Here is a 22,584-nt window from a genome sequence, read left to right as displayed (position 1 = left end):
CGGATCGGGATGGGACGACCTGCTGACGCCCGGCTACGGGTTGGCGGCCCGACAGTTGGCCACGATCGTCTCGAGGTCGTCGACGATCGGGGCGATGTCGATCTCGACTCGCTGGGGTTCGCCACCCTCGATGCTCACGGTGAGGTCCAGGGCGTACCGCTTGGTGACCTCGGCCATGGCATGGGGGTCACAGCGGTTCACATCGAACACGACGGCAAGCGTGGTGGGTGACTTGTCGACGACGACGGGTTGCTCGACGAGTTCGGTTCCGACGAGCACGGTCCCGTCGCCTCGTTCGATCGTGATCACCGGGGCCCCGTCCACCGGGGTCAGCACGACATCGACAGAGGCCACTTCCCCGTCCACGACGGCATCGCCGAACGTCGGCTCCACGGCGGCGTCGAACGCGACCTGGGCGCACTGTTCGGCCTGGATCTGGTCGAGCAAGTCGGTACCGGTCAGCGGAATCTGGCGTCGTCCGTCGTCGACTTCGAGTTCGAGGCGGGACTCGACCGGTGTGTCCGCCGAACAGTCGATGACGGTCCCGTACGGAACTTGCAGGTTGACTGTTCGCCCGTCGCCGAGGGTGCTGGTGCGAGGTGGAGCGGCCGGAGTGTCGAAGTTCGTCGAGATCAGGCGACGGTCACCGATGAGCAGATCGTCGCCCGTGTCGTTGACGATCTGGACGTTGATGAAGCCGCGATCGAGCAGGTCGCGCTGTCGGGTGATGATCAACTCGCCGGTCGCGCCGGTCAGCACCGGCACCGCGTCATCGGCAGCGGTCGTGGTCGTGGTCGAGGTTCGCTCGGTCGAGGTCGGCGGTGTGGGGTTCGCGCTCGGCTCGGAGGCGATGTCGGAGCCACAACCGCCGATGACGCCGACCGCGACCAACGACCACATCAGCCGACGGCGAGCCGAGTAGGAGCTGTCGTCTCGTGTCACCACCATTCGCTGTATGATAGTGACATGGCGCTCGGACATCCCGTCGACGAAGCCGGACGCACCTCACCGCACCCGAACTGGCCCGAGGAGCGCGCAGCGCCGGGTGGGCTCGATCTGATTCGCCGGTTCTGCAACACGGTGAACCACGAGAGCGGCGCTGACCGCCTCGGCGAACCCGAGGGTCTCGTGCGATGGGCCGACTCGGAGGCGATCACCGTCGATGGCATCGACATCGGCGACCTCGAGCGGATCGTCGAGTTCCGAGAGGCGTTGCGCACACATCTCGTCCGTCACCGCGACCGCACACACGCCGTCGTCGCCGAACTTGCACCATTCGTCGACGGTGTCGGAATCAGCTTCTCTGCCGGCGATCCCCTCGTGCTCGTCGCGACCGGTCGCACGGTGGCCGACCGAGTGATCGGGACCGTCGCTCTCACCGTGATCGAGGCTGAGCGCCAGATGCGCTGGCCACGGTTCAAAGCCTGCCGGCACTGCTCATGGGCCTTCTACGACGCGAGCAAGAACCGCTCGGGACGGTGGTGCTCGATGAGCGCCTGCGGCGGCCGCGCCAAGGTCGACGCCTACCGCCGACGAAACCACACCTGACCATCGGCCACCGCATCGCCAGGTCGAACTTCGGGGCGGCTGCTGACATCTCTCGGCTCGCACCGATCCGACGTACCGATCAGGAGTGGACTCTTCCTTCGGGGCGACCTACCACGTGCATCAATACGACGAGGACGACGACGGAAAACTGACGCGTGTCCGCGACGCAACCGCGCACGCCGCGCTCGTCTTCGATGGCGACGATCGCGTCGGCTCGTGCCAGTTCGGATCCCCGACGAACTTCCTCGCACCAAGAACCGCGGGACGGTGGCGCAAACTACGTTGTCAGAATGAGGGTCAAGTTCGTCGGACGGCCTCCCACCGCACTGTCGAGCGTGCAAGAGTTCCTCGACCGGATCGCAACCCTCGTCGCGCCGGGACCGTCTCGTCGACGCGGCAGCGTGCTCGACATCGCCTCGGATCCGGCCGGCGCGGTGACGTCCGGGCTCTTCGACCGATGAAGTCGGCTCACGAGGTCGCGCAGCGCTCGTATGACGCGTTCGGAGGCAACGAACTCGGCCCGGTCCACGTCGAGATCGGCGACGAGTCGACGGTGGCTGCGACGCCCGGTGGTCCGACCATCGAGTTGATTGTGCCTTTCCCCGTCGCTCAGGAGGACGCCAAGCGTCTCGTCGCCGACGGGCTCGCGATCCACACCGACGGACAGGTCACGGGCCGTCTGATCCAGCCGCAGCACGGGACGCGAGCGATGGATCGTGTGCTGCGGCTCGAGGGCACCACGCCGAACCGCTACCCCGCTGGCGCCTACTTCCGATCGCGCAGCCTCGCCGGCGTTCTCAGCCTCGAGACCGACGACGGGTGGATCATCACTCCCGGTCGCCCGGCGGTGCTCACCGCCGGGCGCACGGTCCGCACCAGTCAGCAGGCGTCGGTGGAGCTGCTCACCCTGTACGCCGCCGTCAAGGCGTGCTTGCGCGTCACCGTCGTGTCGTAGGGTCGACTCCTCCGGACCGGGCACTCCATGTACCACGATCAGGACCGCCCGACGCTCACGATCTCGCGCGGGCAGCAGCGCGAATTGGTGCCATGGTTGCCGACGACGACGTGATCGATCCGAACGCCGAGTCGTCCGCCGCAGGGTGGTCAGCCGACGAGTGGTCAGCCGACGAGTGGGCCGGCCGCAGGAGTGGTCGCCGACGGCCGGGACCGCCGCGACGCTGAGCGGATCGCGCGGGTGGCGATCCCGAGCGTCCGCACGTTGATCGCCGAAGGTTTCGATGGCGTCCTCGTCAGCGCGAGTACTTTCCGAAGCGGATCGCCAACTGCAGCGACTACAGCCGGCTCCTGTTCCGACGATGGCCTGCGCCGACGACCACGATCGCCGATCGGTCTGTGCGGATCAGTTCGTGGAATCGCTCGGCCCCGCTCGATTTCGAGTCAGGACGAGTACATCGAACAGCTCGGGAGACGCACGTTCGAACGTGTTCGTTTCGCCCGCAGAACCATGTTGACTTTTCGCCGTCCCGGGCGCACGATCAGTCATAGATTATCTATGACTGATAGACAGAGATCCACGACCGAGAAGAACCCGATAGCAACGCCGGACCGGCGCAGTCGGCGCCACCTGGCCAAACGCGCCCGGATCATCGACAATGCGTGGTCGCTGGCCCGCCGCGACGGTCTCACCGGCATCTCGCTTCGCGATCTCGCCGACAGCGTCGATCTCCGCCAACCCTCGCTGTATGCGTATTTCGAGTCGAAGCTCGATCTCTACGACGCGATGTTCGAGGACGGCCAACGACAGTTGCTCGATCGCTGTCAGGCACGCGAGCCCCTCCCAGACCCACTGGACGAACTCGTCGCCGTCGTCGAGGATCTCGTCCGGTTCTCGAGCGAGGACGTCGTTCGTCACCAGTTGCTCTTCCAGCGCACCATCCCCGACTTCGAACCGTCGGCCGCCGCGATGGAACCAGCCCGACAATTCGTCGATCTCATGAGCGAACGGCTGCGTGCCTCACGCTTGGAGGACCCGGGCGACGTCGATCTCTTCTCGGCGATCGTGTCCGGGTTGGCCCATCAACAGGTCGCGAACGATCCCGGCGGTGATCGATGGGTGCTGCTCGCCCGCCGGGTCGTCGAGGTGCTCGTCGCCGACGCCGACCAGCGCTCCGCTCGTCCAACGAAGAAGCCAACAACGACCAGGAGAGTGACAAAGTGAATCAGACCTCGACCGCAACCATCGACGTCACGTCGATCAGCCGCATCGACCACGACGAAGCAATGCAGATTACCGCCATCGAGAACCGAAAGTTCGCCGAGTCGATGAAATCGTTGAGCCCCACGCAATGGAGCACGCCGACCGAATGCACCCGGTGGGACGTCCGCGCGATGGCAGCCCATCTCGTCGGCTCCGCTGCCAGTCAAGCGTCGCCGCGTGAGTTCCTCCGCCAGAAGCGTGGCGGCAAGCCGAAGTGCAAGGAACTCGGTTCGCCGTTCTGGTGGGACGGAATGAACGAGTTGCAGGTGTGTGAGCGCGCTTCGTCGACGACGGAGCAACTGATCGCCGAGTGGAGCACAGTGTCGGCCAAGGCGCTGAAGTCGCGCACCAAGATGCCCCGGCCGATCGCCGGCCTGAAGCTGTTGAACCTGCCCGAACCCGTCGGACGCCAGCCGTTGTCGTACCTGTTCGACATCGGCTTCACCCGCGACGTGTGGGCTCACCGGATCGACATCGCCCATGCAATCGCCGTGGAACCCGACCACGACGCCGCCCATGACGGACGCATCCTCGCTGACATCGTCGCCGAATGGGCGGCCACCCACCGCCAACCGTTCACCCTCGTCCTCGACGGTCCCGCCGGGGGCACCTTCGTGCAGGGGACGAGCGGCGAGGAAGTCCACATCAGCGTCGTCGATTTCGTCCGCACCCTCGCCGAGCGAACGACCGCGAGCGGCGTTCTCCGACACACCCTTCCACTCTGAAGTCCCGAACCCAACCGAAGGAGCTCCACCATGTCAGACACACTCATCGACGAGATCGCCGACGGGATCTACCGACTCTCGACCTTCGTCGCCGAGGTCGGCCCGACCGGTTTCACCTTCAACCAATTCCTCATCGACGACGACGACCCCCTGCTGTTCCACACCGGCCAACGCATGCTGTTCGACTCCGTCAGCGAAGCAGTCGCCACCGTCGTGCCGATCGAAACACTCCGCTGGATCACCTTCGGCCACATCGAGGCCGATGAGTGCGGTTCGATGAACCAGTTCCTGGCCGCTGCACCCCGCGCCGAGGTCGCCCACGGCGCACTTGGATGCATGGTGTCACTGAACGACCTCGCCGACCGCCCGCCCGTACCGCTTGCGAACGGCCAGGTCCTCGAACTCGGGACGCATCGAGTCCGACACATCGACACACCCCACGTACCACACGGCTGGGAAGCCCGAGTGCTGTTCGAGGAGACCACCGGAACGCTCCTGTGTGGTGATCTCCTCACCCAACTCGGCCAGGGACCCGCGCTCACCTCGAATGACGTGCTCGCCGCCGCAGCACAGGCCGAGGACGTCTTCGGTGCGAGTTGTCTCACCCCCACCACGGCGCCCACGATCCGAGCGCTCGCCGACCTCGACCCGAACACGCTCGCCGTGATGCACGGTTCCAGCGTGACCGGCGACTGCTCGGGCGCACTCCGAGGATTGGCCGATGACTACGAACGCCGACTCCTCAACTCAACCGCCGCCTGAACTCGACGACCGAATCTCCACGGCGCCGCCGAGGGCGCCCGACAACGCGAACGCCGCGATCCCTCGGCGGACACGCAACGACCACAGCACTCCGGCGCTCATGCCTGCTCGATTCGCCGTAGTTGCGGCCTCGAACCGCCCGGGACCGGCACGGCGAGCGGTACGACGCCGGCCACCGTCGGTGATCTCGCTACCGGGCACTTTGCCGGCGAGAACGCCCCGATGTACGTGCCGACCAAGAGCGCTGTCGAGTGGCTTGTGTGGATGTCGTTCGGATCGGCCCTCCTCTTGTCTCGAGACACCCCTACCGGGTGCGGCGGACTACAACCAGTCCGAGATCGCCGCCATGAATTCGTCGACGCGGCCGTACCAGACGGTGTGTCCCGCTCCATCGACTTCGACCACGGTGAAGCCGTCTTGGCGTAGCAGTTCGAGGTCAGAAGGCGTGAAGTAGTCGCTTGGTCGTGGCACAACGATGAGGGATTGGACACCGGGGCGTGGGCGATGATCGAGCCCCGACAACGAGGTCATCAGGCTCAGCGACGTTTCGACATCGAACTGCTCGGCCGCGACCGCTTCCACTCGTCGATCCTCGTCGCTCCAGTGTGGCCGCGTCTCTGTCAGCCACTCAAGAGTGCGCCTCGCTTTCATCTCCGATGCGCGTCGACGTGAATCGGAGAGCGTTCCCGACCGTTCGTAGGTGAAGGGCGAGTCGATGTAGATCGCTCGTCGGGCACCGATCTCGTGAACGCAGTGCGCGAGGAGCAGACTGCCGAGAGAGTGCCCGATTGCGAGTTCAGCCTGAGGGCATGCAGCGACGATCTGTTCCACGCACGACGCGAGGTTCGAGTCGCTGTCGGGCGGCGAGTGACCGTGCCCTGGCAAGTCAAGCGCCACGACGCGATATCCGTGGCTGGCGATTGCTGGTCCCACTTGCCACCACATGGTTCCCGAACCGAACTGCCCGTGGAGCAGCAAGGCGATTCGTTCTCCGGATCCCCATTCGCGAGTGCGCAGTCCCTCTGCCCGGTTCACGCCGACACCATAGGAGAACCGTCGCATTCGACCCGGGACAGACCTGAACGGGTTCGCCCGATCGAAGGTGCCGATGACGGACACTGCAGAGCCGAGGGTTGTTGCGTTGTTCTGGGCGGTCCGGCGCCTGAGCTCCGGCACGGCGCGCACTGCCAACTGCCTCGGATCAACCTCGCCGAAGGATCGAACAGACACCTCGACCCGAGTGTGTGGCTGTTCCACTACTCTGAAGTACCCCCGTCGTACGCTTGTTCGTATGGAGGTCGGCGACGTGCAGCGGCGGATCGAGCGCATCGAACAGGTGCGCCGAGTCGGCGGTGCTGAGCGCTCGACGGTCGAGGCGGCTCTCGTGGCCGAGCGTGAAGTGCGGGCCTGGCTCGATGCGGCGAACTCCGACCTGGTGGCGTTGCTGTCGGCACAGGCATCGTTCCCGGAGGCGGCGGTCGCCGAGGTGTCGCGCTGCACCGCACGCGAGGCCAGCCGGGCGACCGAGCGATCGGCCACACTCGACCGTTCGCCGGTGTTCGCCCACGCGCTGAACGACGGAGCGGTCACGGCGGGGCACATCGACGCCATCACGCGCGGAGCGAAGCGGGTCGACCCGGCCCGGCGCGACGAACTCTTGGGCCGGATCGACGCATTGGTCGACGTGGCCAGCGCCGCGACCCCCGAGCAGTTCGAACGGCGGATCCGACGTGAGGTCCGCCTGCTCGAGTCCGACGACGGGACGCAACGCCTCGAACGGCAGCAGCGCAACGTGCGCTTGAGCTCCTGGACCGACGACGAGGGGATGTGGTGCGTGCGCGGACGCTTCGATCCGGTGCTCGGCGTCCGCGTGTCGGCAGCACTCGACCGCGTGACCGAGGCGCTGTTCAGCGAAGCGGTGCCGGCGCACTGCCCTGACGATCCCGTCGAGAAGCAGCGGTTCCTGCGGGCGCATGCGTTCGCCCGGCTGGCCGTCGGCAACGCGGCAACGGAGGGCGGATCCGATCACGATCCCGGTGGCGGAGCGGTCGATCCCGTCATTCGACGCACCGGGCGACCCGAGTACGTGGTCGTGATCGATGCCGACGCTCCGCACGGACGCGGCCACGGCGACGGCCCGTCGGTGGACTGGCCGATCGACGTCGAGGTCCCGGCTCGCGTTCTGCGACAACTGACCGATGAGGGCAACGTCGTCCCCGTCGTCGTGCGGAACGGCGTCGTGCTGCATGCGCCCGGGAACCTCGACCTCGGTCGTGCGACGCGGTTGGCGAACCGAGCGCAACGTCGGGCCTTGCGAGCGATGTACGCCACGTGCTGCATTCCCGGCTGCAACGTGCACTTCGACCGGTGCAAGATCCACCACGTCGAGTGGTGGCGGCACGGAGGTCGCACCGACCTGGCGAACCTGATCCCGATCTGCGCTCGGCATCACTCGTCGGTTCACGACGGTGGATGGGTGATCGAGCTCGGGAGCGGTCGGGAACTCACATTGCGTCTTCCCGATGGAACCATTCGCAACACCGGCCCACCCCGTCGTACGGCGGCCTGACGGCCCGGCCCACCGCGTCGGACGGCGGCCCTGCCGGCCCGGGTGCGTGTCGTCGGTGAGTGCCGACGGGTGTCGATGGGCGTCGGTGGGGGTCGGGAGCGAGATCAGAGTTGGTCGAAAACGAAGTTGATCTGTTTGACCGTTTCCATGCTCGCGCTCGACGCGGCCGAATAGCGGTGGCCGGGGAACAGGATCGTGTCATCGGGGACCTGGGCGAGACGACGCAGGCTGTCGGCCATCTCGGCGGGGTTCGAGCCCGGGAGGTCGGTGCGACCGCAGCCTTCGAGAAATAGCGTGTCGCCGGCGACGAGTCGGCCGTCGACCAGGAAGCACTGACTGCCGGGGGTGTGCCCGGGGGTGTGGACCAGGCGGATGTCAACGCCGCCGACCGTGAGCACATCACCGGACTCGTGGGTCACGAGATGGTCCTCGCTCACGCCGGTCGTGCGGGTGACCCATTCGGACTCGTCGGCCTGAATGTGAACCGGGCAGTCCACCCGATCCAGCAACGCGGCCACACCCTCGATCGTGTGACCCATCATCGAGCCACCCACGTGGTCGGGGTGATAGTGGGTGGCGAGTACACCGGTGACGGTCATGTCATCGCCCTCGACGGCATCGATGATGTCGCCGACCGCGTAGGCCGGATCCACGAGCACGCACTCGCCCGTCGTCCGGTCGCCGATCGCGTACACGAAGTTGACCATCTGCTCGGCGAGCGGATCGCCGGCGGCAAAATCCTTCCCCGAAAGCAGTTGACGGAAGTACAGACGATCGTCGCTCATCTGCCCCAGTCTGGCAAAGCGCCCTACGCTTCACGTCATGGCTGAACAGACGTCACGGATCCGATACGGGGTGATCGGGGCGGGGATGATGGGGACCGAACACATCCACAACGTGATGGCCGTCGACGGCTCGGTCGTGACCGCGGTCTGCGACCCGCATCCCGAGTCACTCGAGTGGGCACGAATCGCGGTCGGACCGACCGCCGACCTCGCAGAGTTCCACGACCATCGCGAGCTGCTCGACTCCGGGCTCGTCGATGCGGTCGTCATCGCCGCTCCGAACCACACCCACCATGAGATCCTGCTCGACGCAATCGAGCGGCCCGTCCACATCCTGATGGAGAAGCCGCTGTGTACGACGTTGGCCGACTGTCGCGAGGTCGTCGAAGCCGCAGCAGCTTCGGACCACGAGCGGGTCATCTGGATGGGGCTCGAATACCGCTACATGGCTCCCACGCAACGGCTGCTCGGCGAACTCGAAGCCGGAACGGTCGGCGACGTGAAGATGGTCGCGATTCGCGAGCACCGTTTCCCGTTCCTCCCGAAGATCGATCATTGGAATCGCTTCAGCCGGAACACCGGTGGAACGCTCGTCGAGAAGACCTGCCACTTCTTCGATCTGATGCTGCTGATCACGCAGGCAAGGCCCGTGCGGGTGTACGCCTCGGGTGGGCAATCCGTGAACCACCTGGACGAGTCGTACGACGGCGAGACCCCCGACATCCTGGACAACGCCTACGTGGTGATCGACTTCGACGACGGGTCCCGGGGCATGCTCGACCTGTGCATGTTCGCCGAGGCGAGTGTCAACGAGCAGGAGATCGTCGTCACCGGCGATGTTGGCAAGATGGAAGCTCTGGTGACCGAGTCCAAGTTGCGGATCGGACGACGTGCCGACGGAATGCACGTGGTCGACACCCAGGAGATCCACCACGCGGGAGTGAAACACGTCGGCCTCCACCACGGTTCGAGCTATCTCGAACACGTCGACTTCGCCGCGGCGATCCGCACGAACGCTCCCGCAGCCGTGACGCTGATGGACGGCCTCCGATCCGCCGCGATCGGGTTCGCCGCTCATCGCTCGATCGACACAGGAGCACCCGTGATGATGTCGGATCTCCGGGAACTCGACGGGCTCGACTGGTGAGCCGGATCCAACGCCCGCTCGCGCTCGATCGGCTCGACGTCGGCCAACCCATCGTCTTCGGCGGCGATCGAGTCGTCCACGTCGGCGACGAGCTTGCCGACAATTTCCGACCCGGCGATCATCTCGTGGTCGTCCAGGAAACCGGCGATCTCCTCCACGTCCCGGCGAGCGAGCACGAGCTGGTCGAACGCGCCGTCTCCGCCGCGGTCGAGGGATTCGCGGGACTCGCCCGGTGTACCGACGACCAGATCGACGACTTCTTCGCCCACTTCGCCCGACTGCTCGCCGACGACACGGTGTTCGCCGCGGTCGCCGAGGCGAATGCGGCGGACGTCGAATCCGCACGCAGTCGGGGCCGCACGACCACACGTCTCGAACTGACTCCGTCGATGCGCGAGGCGATGGTCGCCGGGCTTCGTGGATGGCAGGAAGCCGGCAGCGCTCGCGATGCGGTCGTCGACACAGTCGTCCACGACGGCTGGAGTCTCGAGGCTCGCCGTGCCCCGCTCGGCGTCGTGGCGTTCGTGTTCGAGGGACGTCCGAACGTGTTCGCCGATGCCTGTGGAGTGCTGCGGAGCGGGAACTCGGTGGTGTTCCGAATCGGATCGGACGCGCTCGGCACGGCCCGGGCGATCGTCGAGCACGCGCTCGATCCCGCGCTGCGCGAGGCCGGACTTCCTGCGGGTGCAGTGGCCCTGGTCGACTCGCCGTCGCGGAGTGCCGGCCACGCCCTGTTCAGCGATCGTCGGCTCGCGTTGGCCGTCGCACGTGGATCGGGTCCGGCAGTGGCGCAGTTGGGTGCCGTCGCATCGCAGGCGGGAATCCCCGTGAGCCTGCACGGCACGGGAGGAGCGTGGATCGTGGCCGGCGAGCAGGCCGATGCCGACGCAGTGCGCACCGCCATCCACCACTCGCTCGATCGGAAGGTGTGCAACACGGTGAACTGTGTCGCGATGCTCCGATCGCACGCGACCACGATGATGCCGGCGGTGCTGGCCGGGTTGGAGGATGCGGCGACCGAGCGCGGGGCACCCCAGCGGCTGCATGTCGTCCAGGGCAGCGAGGGCTTCGTGCCCGCCGAACTGTTCTCGAAGCGCGTCCGCGTCGAGCGTGCCGAGGGAGCGAGCAGCGAGCCGCTCGCCACGATGCTCCCGGAGTCCGACCTCGCGCGCGAATGGGAGTGGGAGACCAGTCCGGAGATGACCGTCGTGGTCGTCGACTCGGTCGACGATGCGATCGAGCTCTTCGATCGCTACAGCCCGCACTTCGTCGCCAGCCTGATCAGCACCGACGATGACGAGCAGGAGCGGTTCTACGCCGCCGTCGATGCCCCGTTCGTCGGCGACGGTTTCACCCGTTGGGTCGACGGCCAGTACGCACTCGACAAGCCGGAGCTCGGCCTGTCGAACTGGCAGGGCGGGCGGATGTTGGGACGCGGCGGAATCCTCTCGGGCGACAGCGTGCACACGGTCCGCTACCGCGCGAGAGTCACCGATCCGACCACCCGTCGATGATCTGATGCCTCGCCTGAAGGCAGTCGCTGCGATCTCGGTCAGCGTGCTCGTGGCCGGATGTGCCTCCTCGCGGGCCGATCCCATCGCGGTCTCGCGAGAGGCCGTTCCCGCCGATGCGATCGACCGCGCGCCGCCCGTGACCGACGCGGGCGACCCCGGAGGCAGCGTCACCTCGGGAGACCCCGACGACGATGTCGTGGCCGACGATGAGAGCGGCAATGAGAGCGAGGAGGAGCGCGACCGGGAGAGCAGCGACCCGAGCCTGTCGATCGGTGACCGTCTGTTCCCGGACCTCGGATCGGCCGATGTGGACGTGCGCACGTACGACGTCGTGATGATCATCCCGCCGGATCCGCAGGATGCGACGTCCCCGATCGATGCCAGTGTCACGATCGATGCGGGGGTCCGCCCGGGAGTCGGGACTCTGGCATTCGACGCGGTCGGCCTCGACATCGAGTCGGTGGAGGTCGATGGCAACTCCGCCGACTTCGAGGTCGAGGAACCCAAGCTGTTGATCGATCTGCCGGCGGATCGCGGTGACACGGTGTCGGCGACGATCCACTACTCGTTCGCCCCATCGCCGGTCCGTTCGGCGGCCGGGGTCGAGGTCGGCTGGGACCCGGGCGAGGCCGGCTCGTCCTACGTCCTCAACGAGCCGGACGGGGCACGGACCTGGATGCCCGCGAACGACCATCCGTCCGACAAGGCGCGCTGGACGTTCGACCTCACCGTGGCGCCCGACCGAATCGCCGTCGCGAACGGAGCGCTGGAGCGGCGCGGCGACGATGGCGGACGGTGGGTCTGGCACCAGGACGAGCCGATGTCGACCTACCTCGTCCAGGTGATCGTCGGGGACTACGAACTCATCGACGGAGGAACGGTCCCGAGCGTCGACGGTGACCTGATCCCGCTGACCCACGTCGTGCCCGCCGGTGAGCGGACCACGTTCGACCCGGCGATCGACGGGATCGACGAACACATCCGATTCTTCGAGGACCTGTTCGGTCCGTATCCGCTCGACCGCTACGGCCTCGCGTTCGTGGAGGAGCTGACCAACGCCGCGATGGAAACTCAGGGGCGATCCCTGTTCGGTGCGGCCGATTTCCGGGGCGGTCTCGGCTTCTTCCCGCAGCTGCTGCTCGCGCACGAAATCGCCCATCAGTGGTTCGGCAACGCCGTCAGCCCGGCCGCGTGGACGGACATCTGGCTGAACGAGAGCTTCGCGACCTACGCCCAGTGGCTCTGGCTCGACCACATCGATCTCCAGGATCTGGATCGATACGCCGAGACGATGCTCGGCCAACGCCAGAACGGGAACGGGTCGACCGGATTGCCCGACGCGGCGGATCTGTTCGGGTTCAACAGCTACGACGGAGGGGCCGTGGTCGCCCACGCGCTCCGAGCGGAGATCGGCGACGACGAGTTCTTCGAACTGCTGTCCCGATGGGTCGGCGAGAACCTCGGAACCTCTCGGTCGACCGACGATTTCATCGCGCTCGCGGAGGAGGTCTCCGGGCGCGACCTCGCCACGTTCTTCGACGCGTGGCTGTTCGCAGATGCACTGCCCGCTGAGTATCCGTGACCGAGGTTCCACCGACCCCGCCGTGGGCTCCGCCGAGCACCCCGCCAGGAGTGCCGGCGTACGCCCTGCCGCGCCCGCCGCACCCGAGCTTGCCGATGGCACCCGGAGTGGGGGCCATCGTCGTCCTGGCGGCTTCGCTGCTCCTGTCGAAGTCGGTCCTGGACCTCATCGTCGACTTCGATTGGCCCGTCGCGGTGTACGTGGCGGTCCTCGTGGCGGTCGGCTACGGCCCGTCGGTGGCTTGGTGGTGGTACGCCGTGGGGCGCTGGGGGAGTGGGGATCGTCGAGGTGATGTCGGTGCTCGCTTCCGCTGGTCGGACCTGGGGTGGGGGCCGCTGATCTGGGTCTGCACGGTGGTCGTCCAGGTCGTGACCGGAGCGATCGTCCTCGCACTCGACATCCCGCTCTCGAACAACACCGATGACCTGGGCGACCTGACGGTGGATCGCACGTACACCGTCGCGATCGTCATCGCCGCGGTGGTCGCCGCGCCGGTGGTCGAGGAGTTGGTGTTCCGTGGCCTGGTGATGCGCAGCTTGCTGTCCCGGTGGCCGGTGGTGGCCGCCGTGGTGGGCCAGGGGGTGCTGTTCGGTGTCGTTCACGTGGACCCGGTCCGCGGCGTCGGCAACATCGGACTGGCGCTGGTCCTCGCCGGCGTGGGAATCTCGTTCGGTACCGCGGCCTACCTGCTCCGACGGATCGGTCCGACGATGATCGCCCACGCGATCTTCAACGGTGTGGTGATGATCGTGCTGCTCACCGGCGTCCGCGATCGTCTGCTCGAGGAGAACCCCGACCTCTTCGAGGACACCATCGTGGTGGAGGAACCGCCTCGGCGTCTCGAGCGTTGACCGTGATTCGGTCGATCGGCATCGATCACGAACTCGGCGGCGTCGGTTCACTCTCGACGTCCCAGGGAGCGGTCCACGGTCCGTCGAGTCGGAACGAGAGCGATGCGTCGTCCTCGAGCCGTCGAGCGACGTGCATCTCACCTGCGCCGGCGCCGTAGCGATCGGCGGAGTCGTCGAACGCGCCGTGTGCAGCGGCCGTCATCGGCAGGTCGGCGCCGACGCACTGTGCCAGCTCGTCGAGGAGCCCGAGGTCCTTGAGGCACAGCGCGAGCGTGAAGCTCGGGTCGTAGTGGCCGGCGAAGATCGACGGCGCATCGTGACGGGCGACGAACGAGTCGCCGACCGAATCGCAGATCGCGTCGTACAGCACCGGAAGTTCCACTCCGTTCGCCAGGCCGAGCGCAAACCCTTCGCCGATCGCCGCGGCATGAATGAACCAGAGCTGGTTCGTGACGAGCTTGACGACGTTGCCCGTGCCGAGCGGACCGCAATCGATGACCCGACCCAGTTCGGAAAGAACGGGCCGGACGCGGTGGAGATCGGACGGAGCGCCGCCGGCGAACAGCGTCAGCCGGCCCGTGCGGGCGCCATCGACCGCGCCGGTCACGGGACTGTCGACGACACCGACGCCCGGTGGGGCCGCAGCCGCGAGTCGCTCCACCAGCGCGCGTCGATTCGTCGTGAGGTCGACCCAGATCGATCCGGGACGGAGCGCGGCGAGAGTCCCGTCGCGATCCATCAGCCCGTCGACATGGCGCGGCTCCGGAAGCGAGGTCATCAGGATGTCGACGCTCGACGCGAGATCGGTGGCCGACGACCCACGATGGGCTCCGCCGTCGACGGCCCTGTCGAGTGCCTCTGCGTCGAGATCGAACGCGGTCACGTGGAAGTTCGCTCCGACCAGTCGGCGACACATCGGGCCACCCATGTTTCCGAGCCCCACGAACCCGATGGAAGGCTTCGGATCCGACTCGCTCACGAGAGGTTCCCGGCCGGCAGGGGAGCGCTTTCGGTGCCGGGTGCATGGCGTTCGCGGAGCAGTCGCAGCCGACTGTGGACCTGGTCGCGATCGACCGTGCACAGCCGGAGGTGGCGGCGAGCTGGTCCGGCGATCTCGGTACGCCCGTGGAGGACGCGTTGGTTGTCGTAGACGATCGCCTCACCCGCACGCAGATGGTGGGTGAAGGTGAATTCGCCGCTGCGAACCGCACGGGCGAAACGGATGAGGGCCCGGTAGAACCGGTCGGCCACGTCCGCAGAAAGGCGGAGTGGGGCCATCGCCCGTTCATGGAACCGGATTCCGCACACGGACCCGGCGGCGTCGAGGGCGATGACGGGCGCTTCCGCCCGCAGGTGGATCGCGTCGCCCTGGTGAACGGCGTCGCGGCGTCGGTGCTCGTAGGGCACCGAAATCGTCGAGAGCAGTGTGAACGCTTCCGGATCGACCTCCGCGATCATCTCGGCGATCGCGAACCCGTCGACGATCGTCGATGCTCCACCGCTTCCGTCGCAGGGCGACACGCAGTGCAGGATGCTCACCCCGGCGGGGGAGTAGCGGTACGGGTCGTCCGTGTGCGGGTCGAGAGCGGACTCGGACTGCGACGGCGTGAACGGGTCCGGCTCGCTGACGATCTCGAAGATCCTCCCGAAGTCGGTCTCGCGGATCGGGCCGAGCAGCGCGGCGAGCCGCTCGATGTCGCCGACATCGTCGAGCTGGTCGACGACGGCGAAGCCCGACATGCTGACCGCTTCGAGGAGCCCATGGTGCGCCCCGGGCTCGTTCAGATCGTCGAGACCGAATCGGGCGGTCGTCGCTCCCACCCGGTGACGACGTTCCGATGCGCCTGCCGATGCGCCTGCGACATCGGATGTGTGCCGATCGAGGAACTCAGCGGTGAAGTGGTCGACCGTGCCGTCGGAGAACTCGACCTCGATGCCTGCTCCGTGGTCCCCGACCGTGGCGCGGCCGATGCGGAGCGCGTCATCGAGATCCGCAACCGAGAACGGTCGGAACAGACTTGCGCGGTCGCCGTTCGTCGGACAGTTGTCCCGGAGCCAGAACCGGTTGAACACGCCGACGCGCCCCGACGCAAAGGTCACCGACATGTCGACCGAGGAGCACTCGACGTCCGTGACCGCAACGCGCGGGTCGGTTGCGGAGGGCGAACGCTCGGTTGCTGCATCGATGATCACGACTCCAACGTAGAGAGGACCACGCGCCCGCGCAATGGTCGTCTCGTCATGACGGAATAACCCAGGGTTATCGAGTGATACAGTCGAATCGTGCGCCCCCTGCTCCGTCGTGTTCCCCAATTGCAGCGACTGGCCGTCGTGGATGCGGTCGCGAGCGCGGGTGGATTCACCGCTGCCGCTCGCGACCTCGGCATCAGTCAGCCGGCGGTCTCTCGACACGTCGCCTCACTCGAGCGACAGCTCGGCGTCGTGTTGTTCGATCGTTCCACGGCGACCATCCACCTCACCGCAGCGGGTCAGCGACTCGCCGACGGCGTGTCGACCGCGTTCGCCGGGCTCGAACGTGTGCTCGCCGACCTCGGGGGCGACGAGCGAACTCTCGTCCTCGCGGTCCAACCCGCGATGGCGTCGTCGTGGATCGTTCCGGCGCTCGACGCACTCGCCGAGGCTGCTTCGGCCGACATCCGATTGCGGATCTTCGACCGCGGTTCCGAGCTCGATGCAGGTGGGTGGGATGTCGCGATCGTCCCCGGCAGAGGCGGCTGGAGACAGTGGGACTCGACCGAGCTGTTCGTCGAAGCGGTCCGGCCACTCGCCGCTCCGTGGTACGCCCTCGACCATCACCTGGACGGTGAGAGTCGTCCCGATGAACTCCGCGCCGCGACCCTGCTGCACATCGATGCGGTCGAGAGACCGTCGATGACCTGGACGGAATGGTTCGCCGCCGCCGGCGCGAAGACGCCTCCGCCCGAACCGCAGTTCGTGTACGACAGCTATCCCACGGTGGTCCAAGAGGCACTGGTCGGTCACGGCGTCGTCCTCGGCTGGCGACACCTCGTCGGCGACCTCCTCGAGCGCGAGTTGCTGGTACCAGTCGGTCCCGCGGTGGAGCGGCCCGAGGTCGGACACCATCTGTGCTCGCCGCGTGGTCGAAACGACCACCGGATCGAGTCGTTGCGGACCTGGTTCGTCGACCACATCGGAGCGTCGAGTGGCTGGTCGACTTGACGTCGACTGATAACGTCCGGGTATGACCGCGGTAGGTGCCACCACTACGTTGCCCAGGCTTCGCTCCTTCATCGGCGGCGAGTACGTGTCCTCGTCGAGCGGGGAGACCTTCGAGACCCGCCATCCCGGGGACAACCACGTGATCTGCGATGTCGAACAGGCGGGCGATCGCGAGATCGAGCGGGCCGTGGAATCGGCGACCGCCGGGTTCGGCGAGTGGTCGACGATGCCCGCCATCGAGCGGGGTCGGATCCTGAACCGAGCGGTGGCGATCATTCGCGACCGCAACGACGAGCTCGCGGCGCTGGACACGCTCGACGCGGGGCGGCCGATCGGCGAGACCACCACCGAAGACGTTCCCACGGGTGCCGACGTGATCGAGTTCTACGCCGGTCTCGCTCCTGCGATCCACGGATCCACGATCGACTTCCCCGGCGGGTTCGCCCGCACGCGACGCGAACCGCTCGGCGTGTGCGCCGGGATCGGGGCGTGGAACTATCCGATCCAGATCGCGATGTGGAAGTCGGGCCTCGCCCTCGCGTGCGGCAACTCGATGATCTTCAAGCCGGCCGAAGTGACACCGGTCTCGGCGGGCGTGCTGGCGGAGATCTACCTCGAAGCCGGTGTTCCGCCCGGCGTGTTCAACGTGGTGCAGGGCGATGCACGGGTGGGACGGGCCCTGGTCGCTCACCCCGGGATCGAGAAGGTGTCGCTGACCGGCGAGGCCTCGACCGGCAAGTTGGTGATGGCCGACGCCGCGCACACGCTCAAGAAGGTGACGCTCGAGCTCGGCGGGAAGTCGCCGATCGTCGTGTTCGACGATGCCGACATCGACAGCGCCCGCAACGCGGCGCTCACGAACAACTTCTATTCGACCGGCCAGGTGTGCTCGCACGGCACCCGGGTGTTCGTCCAGCGCGGCGCGTACGAGGAGTTCCTCGATGGCCTGGCCGAGCGAGTGGGCGCCTTGTCGGTCGGTGACCCGTTCGATCCCGCAACGATGATCGGACCACTCGTCAGCGCCGAACACCACGAGAAGGTGTTGAGCTACATGAAACTGGCCGCCGACTCCGGGGCCAGACACCTGGTCGGCGGAGAAGTGCCGGCGGAACCGTCGCTCGCGAACGGCAACTACATCACCCCGGCTGTGTTCGCAGACTGCACCGATGACATGGCCTTCGTCACCGACGAGGTGTTCGGCCCACTGATGGCGGTCCTCCCGTTCGACGACGAAGCCGAGGTCGTGGCCCGCGCCAACGCGACGGACTACGGCCTTGCCGGAGCCGTGTTCTCCGCCGACCTGGCGCGAGCCAACCGCGTCGCCAACTCGATCGAGGCCGGATTCGTGTGGATCAACGACTACGGCACGATGCCGGCGTCGATCCCCTTCGGTGGCTACAAGCATTCGGGCCTCGGGCGGGAGAACGGCGAGCAGGCGATCGACCACTACACCCAGATCAAGACGATCTACACGAACCTCGAGCCCGTCGACCGCTACATGTAGTGCACCGTCGATCGGGCCCGGCAGGTTTCCGGTCGCGAGCCGTCCCGCCTCCCGCCACGAATCGCGGCGACGAGAACGATGGGCAGCGCGGGTGGGGTCCGGACGGACCGCTGGTCACTCGGCGAGTGGGCGGTTGTCGATGAGGCGCACGTCGTCGAACCAGACGGCCGTGGCGATGCGCAACACGCGGTCCGCCCCGCTCTGACGCAGCGAGTCGTCGGAATTGAATTCCTCGAGGGTGTCGGCGTCGAACACGGTCGAGTACTCGAGCCGGGCCAGGGGCTCGGCGGCGATGACCTGAGCGGCGGCGCCGGTGACCGAGCCCGCTGTCGCGTCGACATGACCGGCGGCGCTGATCGCCGCGTCGAGCGAGCGAGGCACACACACCGCTGCGGAGCGTTGCGTCGGTGTCAGGCGGACGTTGCGACTCGACATCGCCAGTCCGTCGGGCTCGCGCACGATGGGATGACCGACGATCTCGATTCCCATGTCGAGATCGGCCGCCATGGCCGTGACGATCGCGAGTTGCTGGAAGTCCTTCTGTCCGAAGATCGCCGCGTCGGGCCGAACGGCACCGAACAACTTGGCCACCACGGTCACGACTCCTTCGAAGTGGCCGGGGCGTCCCGGGCCCTCCATCCGGTCGGCCAGTGCACCGGGAACCACACGGGTCTGGAAACCCTCCGGATACATCGCCCGCGCCGTCGGTGCGTAGACGGCCGACACACCGGCGGCGGAGCACACCGCGATGTCGTCGTCGATCGGGCGCGGGTAGCTGTCGAAGTCGGTGGTCTCGTTGAACTGCAACGGGTTGACGAAGATCGAGACGACCACGGCGTCGCAGCGTTCGGCTGCCTCGGCGATCAATGCGAGATGACCCTCGTGGAGCGCGCCCATCGTCGGAACGAATCCGATGGTGCGCCCGGTGCTCGCCGCCCGGTTCGACCACACGCGCATGTCCGACGGATCGGTGATCGTCAGCATGAGTCGAGCGTATTCGGACACAGGTCGAGCCACGCCACCGCCGTCCCGATCGTCGAGGCAGCCAGGACTGCGTGGGTGCACGCGGCGGAGAACACGTCCGCAGCCGCGCTCAGAACGGCGTTCAGCGCAACGATGCGGTCGGGTCCGCCATCGTGCTCGGGAAGCGCGACATCACCGGTCGCGAGCGTGAAGACCGTGTCTCCGTCGGTCATCGAGTGCGCGGGTCGAATCGCTCGGGCCAGGCCGTCGTGTGCCACGGTTGCCACCTTCGAGCACTCGGCCTTGTCGAGTGCGGCAGATGTCGCAATCAGGCCGATCGTGGTGTTGAGCGCCGGTCCGCGCTGCGCGGTCAGTTCATTCGCGACGGCATCGCGTTCGGCACGCGAGGGTCGGCGGAATCGCAAGCCGTGAGTCTCCCAGGGGAGACCGCTGGACGGGTCGACCGGTGCACCGTTCGCGTTCACCACTGCGACGGCTCCGACGGTCACGGCGTGATCGCCGATCTCGACGGTGGCGCTGGCCGTGCCGACGCCGCCCTGCAAACCGCCTGCCCGAGCCCCGGTACCGGCACCGACCGAGCCCCACGATGGCGGCGTCCGACCAGCGAGCGCCGATCGCGCGGCTCGTCGTCCGAAGTCGGAATCCGGGCGATGCCCGAAGTCGCCACTTCGCCCGACGTCGAAGATGACGGCAGCCGGGACGACCGGAACGACGTGTTCGGCGATCGGGAAACCCAGTCCTCGCTCTTCGAGGAGATCGACGACGCCGGTGGCGGCAGCGAGGCCGTAGGCGCTCCCGCCGGTCAGTGTCACGGCATGGATCTGCTGGATCAGGTTCTCCGGCCGCAGCGCATCGGTCTCCCGTGTACCGGGGCCGCCGCCACGCACATCCACACCGGGTGTCGCCCCGTTCGGAGCGGTGATCACGGTCGTCCCGGTCTGCCAGCCGCTGCCGGTGCGTTGATGGTGACCGACGCCGATCCCATCGACGTCGAGGATCGACCCGAACGGGGTCCATCGAGATGTCCGGACGCCGCTCACGACTCCCACAGTTCGCGCAGTGCGGGTTCCGGATCGTCGACGACGTCCGGGACGGGCCCGATTCGTTGTGTCGCTCTCCGTGTCGTGTCGTAGCGCACCCACCCGGGATCGTGGTCGTGAGCGAACGTCACGAGGGCCGTCGCGAACTGGTCCGCCACCGTGGCGAGGCTCGAATCGGAGCCGGTGAACGTCTCGACGCCGCGTGCCGTCAGCGTGTCGAACGCGAACGGGAGGTCGAGCCCGTGGCAGCTCCCGAGCGCACCACCGAACGCGCTGGAGGTCTGGTCGAAGAGATACATGAATGCCGGCTGTCCGGCTTCCGCTCGGGCGGTCGCGAAGCGTTGCGCCGGGGAGCGGAACAACTCGTCGGTCTGCATCGCGGAGATCAGTTGATTCGCATCGCTCTCGGGGCGTGCGTCCCGATACCGCTCGATGGCCATCGTCGAGCGATCGTCGAAGCGTCGTCGGAACGCGCGCTCGACGTCCGCCTCGCCCCAGTCCTTCCGCGAGCCGTCGAAGGCGGTGAACAGCAGCATCTCGTCGCGGTTCGTGCCGATCACGACCGGGCGCGGATCCCGAGCTGCGTTCTCCAGGAGTCCGGCGGGGAGTTCGTCGGTGTCCTCGGTCGGAGTGAAGTTCTGGAAGTTCCTCGCGAGGTCGGCATCGGCGTTCTGGGCCGCGAGAATCTGATCCACCGACAGTTCCTCCAAATCGGCGATGGTTGCGTCCGGGCCGACCGCATCGAGAAAGCGTCGTTCCATCCGGGCGGCTTTGTCGGGCGTGCGCAACTGGGGGATCGAGGGACTCATCGCCCACACGGCATGGAACAGGTCGGCAGCGGCGGGCGCCCCGAGGAGCGAGATCACGGCGGCGCCTCCGGCCGACTCGCCGAAGATCGTCACCCGCCCTGGGTCGCCCCCGAACGACTCGACGTTCCGTTGCACCCAACGCAGCGCAGAGATCTGATCGAGCGTCCCGAGGTTGCGGTCGCCGAGAAATCCCAACGCCCCCAGGCGGTAGTTCAGCGTGATGACGACGACATCGCCTCGCGCGGCGAGCGGTGCACCGTCGTACCACGGCGTCGACCCGCTTCCGGTCACGAACGCACCGCCGTGAACGAAGACCAGGACAGGTCGCCGCCGGTCGTCCCGCGCCGGAGTGACCACGTTGAGGAACAGACAATCCTCGCTCATCTCGACATCGTCGGCACCGAGCATGTTCTCGAGCGCGCCGCCGACCTGAGGTGCCTGCGCTCCGGAGTTCGTCGCGTCGAAGCCGGGATCCCATCCATCGATGTCCACCGGGGGCTGCAGCCGATTCGCACGGGCGAAGCGAATTCCCCGGTACTCCAGGGTGGCCCCGCGATCGATACCGCGGATGTCGTCGCTCAACGGGTTCACGGTGTCGAAGCTAGACCGGTCGGCGTCGTCGTGCCCTAGCGTTGCGGCGTGCTCGATCGAGATCCGATTCCCGACACGGCGTTTCGCCGCGCATTGACCGGCGTCAAGCGGGCGTCGGGCGAACTGGTTCATCGGGGCTGGGAACTCGCGGTCGAGCTCGGCGCGATCGGTCCGGACACGCGTCGTGGGCGGCGTTTCGGTCAGCTCGGAGCGAACAGCGTGATCTGCTTTCCACCGAACGCACTGTTCAACGAGGAGTACATCCGGATCGGCGAGGGAACCCTGTTCGGACCGCAGGCGACGCTGTCCGCCGGGATGGTGCCGGGCCAGGCGATGGTGACCGATCCCGTCATCTCGGTCGGTGATCGGTGCCTCTTCGGGAAGGGGAGCGCGATCGTCGGCCATCTCGAGATCTCGGTCGGCGACGACGTGTGGACGGGCCATCACGTCTACATCACCGACCAGAACCACGGCTACGAGGATCTCGGTGTACCGATCTCCATGCAGGTGATGCCCGAACGGCCGGTCTCGGTCGGCAACGGGTCGTGGCTCGGTCACGGCACGGTCGTGTTGCCCGGTGCGCGGATCGGCAACCATGTCGTGGTCGGTGCCAACAGCGTCGTCACCGGCGATCTCCCCGACAACTGTGTCGCGGCTGGTGTCCCGGCGCGAGTGATCCGTCAGCTCTGATCCGGGTCGACCCAGCTGTTGAGATCGTCGATCATCTTGATCAGGTCGCTGTAGCCGTGGCGGG

The 22,584-nt window shown here is 67.1% G+C and carries 22 protein-coding genes; 14 read left to right on the top strand and 8 right to left on the bottom strand.

Annotated features, from left to right (window positions below; genetic code table 11):
• Window positions 1-33: 33 nt before the first annotated feature.
• Window positions 34-948 carry a hypothetical protein gene (locus ON45_RS01055; RefSeq protein ID WP_040491151.1) on the bottom strand — a complete coding sequence of 305 codons (915 nt, stop codon included), beginning with the start codon at window positions 946-948 and terminating at the stop codon, window positions 34-36.
• 18 nt (window positions 949-966) lie between these two features.
• On the opposite strand from ON45_RS01055, the gene ON45_RS01050 reads away from it, so the two are divergent.
• The 6 genes from ON45_RS01050 (at window position 967) to ON45_RS01030 (ending at window position 5,253) form a co-directional block, all read left to right on the top strand.
• The gene (locus tag ON45_RS01050; RefSeq protein WP_051062221.1) at window positions 967-1,548 is read left to right on the top strand and encodes a CGNR zinc finger domain-containing protein; all 582 of its coding nucleotides are present in this window, start codon (window positions 967-969) and stop codon (window positions 1,546-1,548) included.
• Between the two features lie 290 nt (window positions 1,549-1,838).
• The gene (locus tag ON45_RS22870) at window positions 1,839-2,009 is read left to right on the top strand and encodes a hypothetical protein (protein ID WP_158412121.1); all 171 of its coding nucleotides are present in this window, start codon (window positions 1,839-1,841) and stop codon (window positions 2,007-2,009) included.
• Window positions 2,006-2,503: a hypothetical protein gene (locus ON45_RS01045; RefSeq protein ID WP_040491150.1), complete on the top strand. Its 498-nt coding sequence runs from the start codon at window positions 2,006-2,008 to the stop codon at window positions 2,501-2,503. The genes ON45_RS22870 and ON45_RS01045 overlap by 4 nt, the downstream gene beginning before the upstream one ends.
• Window positions 2,504-3,061: 558 nt before the next feature.
• Complete coding sequence (locus ON45_RS01040) at window positions 3,062-3,727, top strand: TetR/AcrR family transcriptional regulator (RefSeq protein WP_083914016.1); 666 nt, start codon at window positions 3,062-3,064, stop codon at window positions 3,725-3,727.
• Window positions 3,724-4,491 (top strand): maleylpyruvate isomerase family mycothiol-dependent enzyme, encoded by a 768-nt coding sequence (locus tag ON45_RS01035; protein ID WP_241432127.1) that lies wholly within the window; start codon window positions 3,724-3,726, stop codon window positions 4,489-4,491. The genes ON45_RS01040 and ON45_RS01035 overlap by 4 nt, the downstream gene beginning before the upstream one ends.
• 30 nt (window positions 4,492-4,521) lie before the next feature.
• A complete protein-coding gene (locus ON45_RS01030; protein ID WP_040491149.1) occupies window positions 4,522-5,253 on the top strand; it encodes an MBL fold metallo-hydrolase in 732 nt (243 codons plus the stop codon).
• Window positions 5,254-5,574: 321 nt separating this feature from the next.
• Here ON45_RS01030 and ON45_RS22015 read toward each other — a convergent pair whose 3' ends face one another.
• Window positions 5,575-6,315, bottom strand: coding sequence for an alpha/beta fold hydrolase (locus tag ON45_RS22015; protein ID WP_051062220.1), 741 nt, complete (start codon window positions 6,313-6,315; stop codon window positions 5,575-5,577).
• A gap of 229 nt (window positions 6,316-6,544) precedes the next feature.
• Here ON45_RS22015 and ON45_RS01020 point away from each other — a divergent pair, with 229 nt between their 5' ends.
• Window positions 6,545-7,822, top strand: a complete 1,278-nt coding sequence (locus ON45_RS01020) for an HNH endonuclease signature motif containing protein (RefSeq protein ID WP_040491148.1) — start codon at window positions 6,545-6,547, stop codon at window positions 7,820-7,822.
• Between the two features lie 104 nt (window positions 7,823-7,926).
• Here the strand turns inward: ON45_RS01020 and ON45_RS01015 are convergent, their stop codons facing one another.
• On the bottom strand, window positions 7,927-8,607 hold the full coding sequence (locus tag ON45_RS01015) for an MBL fold metallo-hydrolase (RefSeq protein WP_040491146.1): 681 nt from the start codon (window positions 8,605-8,607) through the stop codon (window positions 7,927-7,929).
• Between the two features lie 37 nt (window positions 8,608-8,644).
• On the opposite strand from ON45_RS01015, the gene ON45_RS01010 reads away from it, so the two are divergent.
• The 4 genes from ON45_RS01010 to ON45_RS00995 all read left to right on the top strand — a co-directional run bounded on the left by ON45_RS01010 (window position 8,645) and on the right by ON45_RS00995 (window position 13,701).
• Entirely contained in the window at window positions 8,645-9,754 is a 1,110-nt protein-coding gene (locus ON45_RS01010) for a Gfo/Idh/MocA family protein (protein WP_173400683.1), read from the top strand.
• The gene (locus tag ON45_RS01005) at window positions 9,751-11,268 is read left to right on the top strand and encodes an aldehyde dehydrogenase family protein (RefSeq protein WP_241432126.1); all 1,518 of its coding nucleotides are present in this window, start codon (window positions 9,751-9,753) and stop codon (window positions 11,266-11,268) included. The genes ON45_RS01010 and ON45_RS01005 overlap by 4 nt, the downstream gene beginning before the upstream one ends.
• Window positions 11,269-11,272: 4 nt before the next feature.
• A complete protein-coding gene (locus ON45_RS01000; RefSeq protein ID WP_040491145.1) occupies window positions 11,273-12,850 on the top strand; it encodes a M1 family metallopeptidase in 1,578 nt (525 codons plus the stop codon).
• A 95-nt stretch (window positions 12,851-12,945) separates the two neighbouring features.
• Window positions 12,946-13,701, top strand: a complete 756-nt coding sequence (locus ON45_RS00995) for a CPBP family intramembrane glutamic endopeptidase (protein ID WP_148288466.1) — start codon at window positions 12,946-12,948, stop codon at window positions 13,699-13,701.
• A 25-nt stretch (window positions 13,702-13,726) separates the two neighbouring features.
• Here the strand turns inward: ON45_RS00995 and ON45_RS00990 are convergent, their stop codons facing one another.
• Window positions 13,727-14,680, bottom strand: coding sequence for an NAD(P)-dependent oxidoreductase (locus ON45_RS00990; RefSeq protein WP_051062218.1), 954 nt, complete (start codon window positions 14,678-14,680; stop codon window positions 13,727-13,729).
• Window positions 14,677-15,894 (bottom strand): TauD/TfdA family dioxygenase, encoded by a 1,218-nt coding sequence (locus ON45_RS00985; protein ID WP_040491141.1) that lies wholly within the window; start codon window positions 15,892-15,894, stop codon window positions 14,677-14,679. Before ON45_RS00985 ends, ON45_RS00990 begins: the two co-directional genes overlap by 4 nt.
• Window positions 15,895-15,984: 90 nt before the next feature.
• Between ON45_RS00985 and ON45_RS00980 the strand changes: the two genes are divergently transcribed.
• Window positions 15,985-16,902 (top strand): LysR family transcriptional regulator, encoded by a 918-nt coding sequence (locus ON45_RS00980; protein WP_083914008.1) that lies wholly within the window; start codon window positions 15,985-15,987, stop codon window positions 16,900-16,902.
• 22 nt (window positions 16,903-16,924) lie between these two features.
• A complete protein-coding gene (betB, locus tag ON45_RS00975; RefSeq protein WP_083914006.1) occupies window positions 16,925-18,406 on the top strand; it encodes a betaine-aldehyde dehydrogenase in 1,482 nt (493 codons plus the stop codon).
• Window positions 18,407-18,520: 114 nt separating this feature from the next.
• On the opposite strand, the gene panC is transcribed toward betB, so the two are convergent.
• From panC to ON45_RS00960, 3 genes are read right to left on the bottom strand one after another with little or no spacing between them, the layout of a single operon-like run.
• The gene (panC, locus tag ON45_RS00970) at window positions 18,521-19,390 is read right to left on the bottom strand and encodes a pantoate--beta-alanine ligase (protein ID WP_040491137.1); all 870 of its coding nucleotides are present in this window, start codon (window positions 19,388-19,390) and stop codon (window positions 18,521-18,523) included.
• Window positions 19,384-20,430 (bottom strand): P1 family peptidase, encoded by a 1,047-nt coding sequence (locus ON45_RS00965; RefSeq protein WP_051062240.1) that lies wholly within the window; start codon window positions 20,428-20,430, stop codon window positions 19,384-19,386. The genes panC and ON45_RS00965 overlap by 7 nt, the downstream gene beginning before the upstream one ends.
• Window positions 20,427-21,830 (bottom strand): carboxylesterase/lipase family protein, encoded by a 1,404-nt coding sequence (locus tag ON45_RS00960; protein WP_051062214.1) that lies wholly within the window; start codon window positions 21,828-21,830, stop codon window positions 20,427-20,429. Before ON45_RS00960 ends, ON45_RS00965 begins: the two co-directional genes overlap by 4 nt.
• A gap of 48 nt (window positions 21,831-21,878) precedes the next feature.
• Here ON45_RS00960 and ON45_RS22485 point away from each other — a divergent pair, with 48 nt between their 5' ends.
• The gene (locus ON45_RS22485; RefSeq protein WP_241432125.1) at window positions 21,879-22,520 is read left to right on the top strand and encodes an acyltransferase; all 642 of its coding nucleotides are present in this window, start codon (window positions 21,879-21,881) and stop codon (window positions 22,518-22,520) included.
• Window positions 22,521-22,584: the final 64 nt, after the last annotated feature.

It is taken from the genome of Ilumatobacter nonamiensis YM16-303, assembly GCF_000350145.1.
Lineage (GTDB): Bacteria > Actinomycetota > Acidimicrobiia > Acidimicrobiales > Ilumatobacteraceae > Ilumatobacter_A > Ilumatobacter_A nonamiensis.
This window is presented reverse-complemented; position numbering and strand designations above follow the sequence as displayed.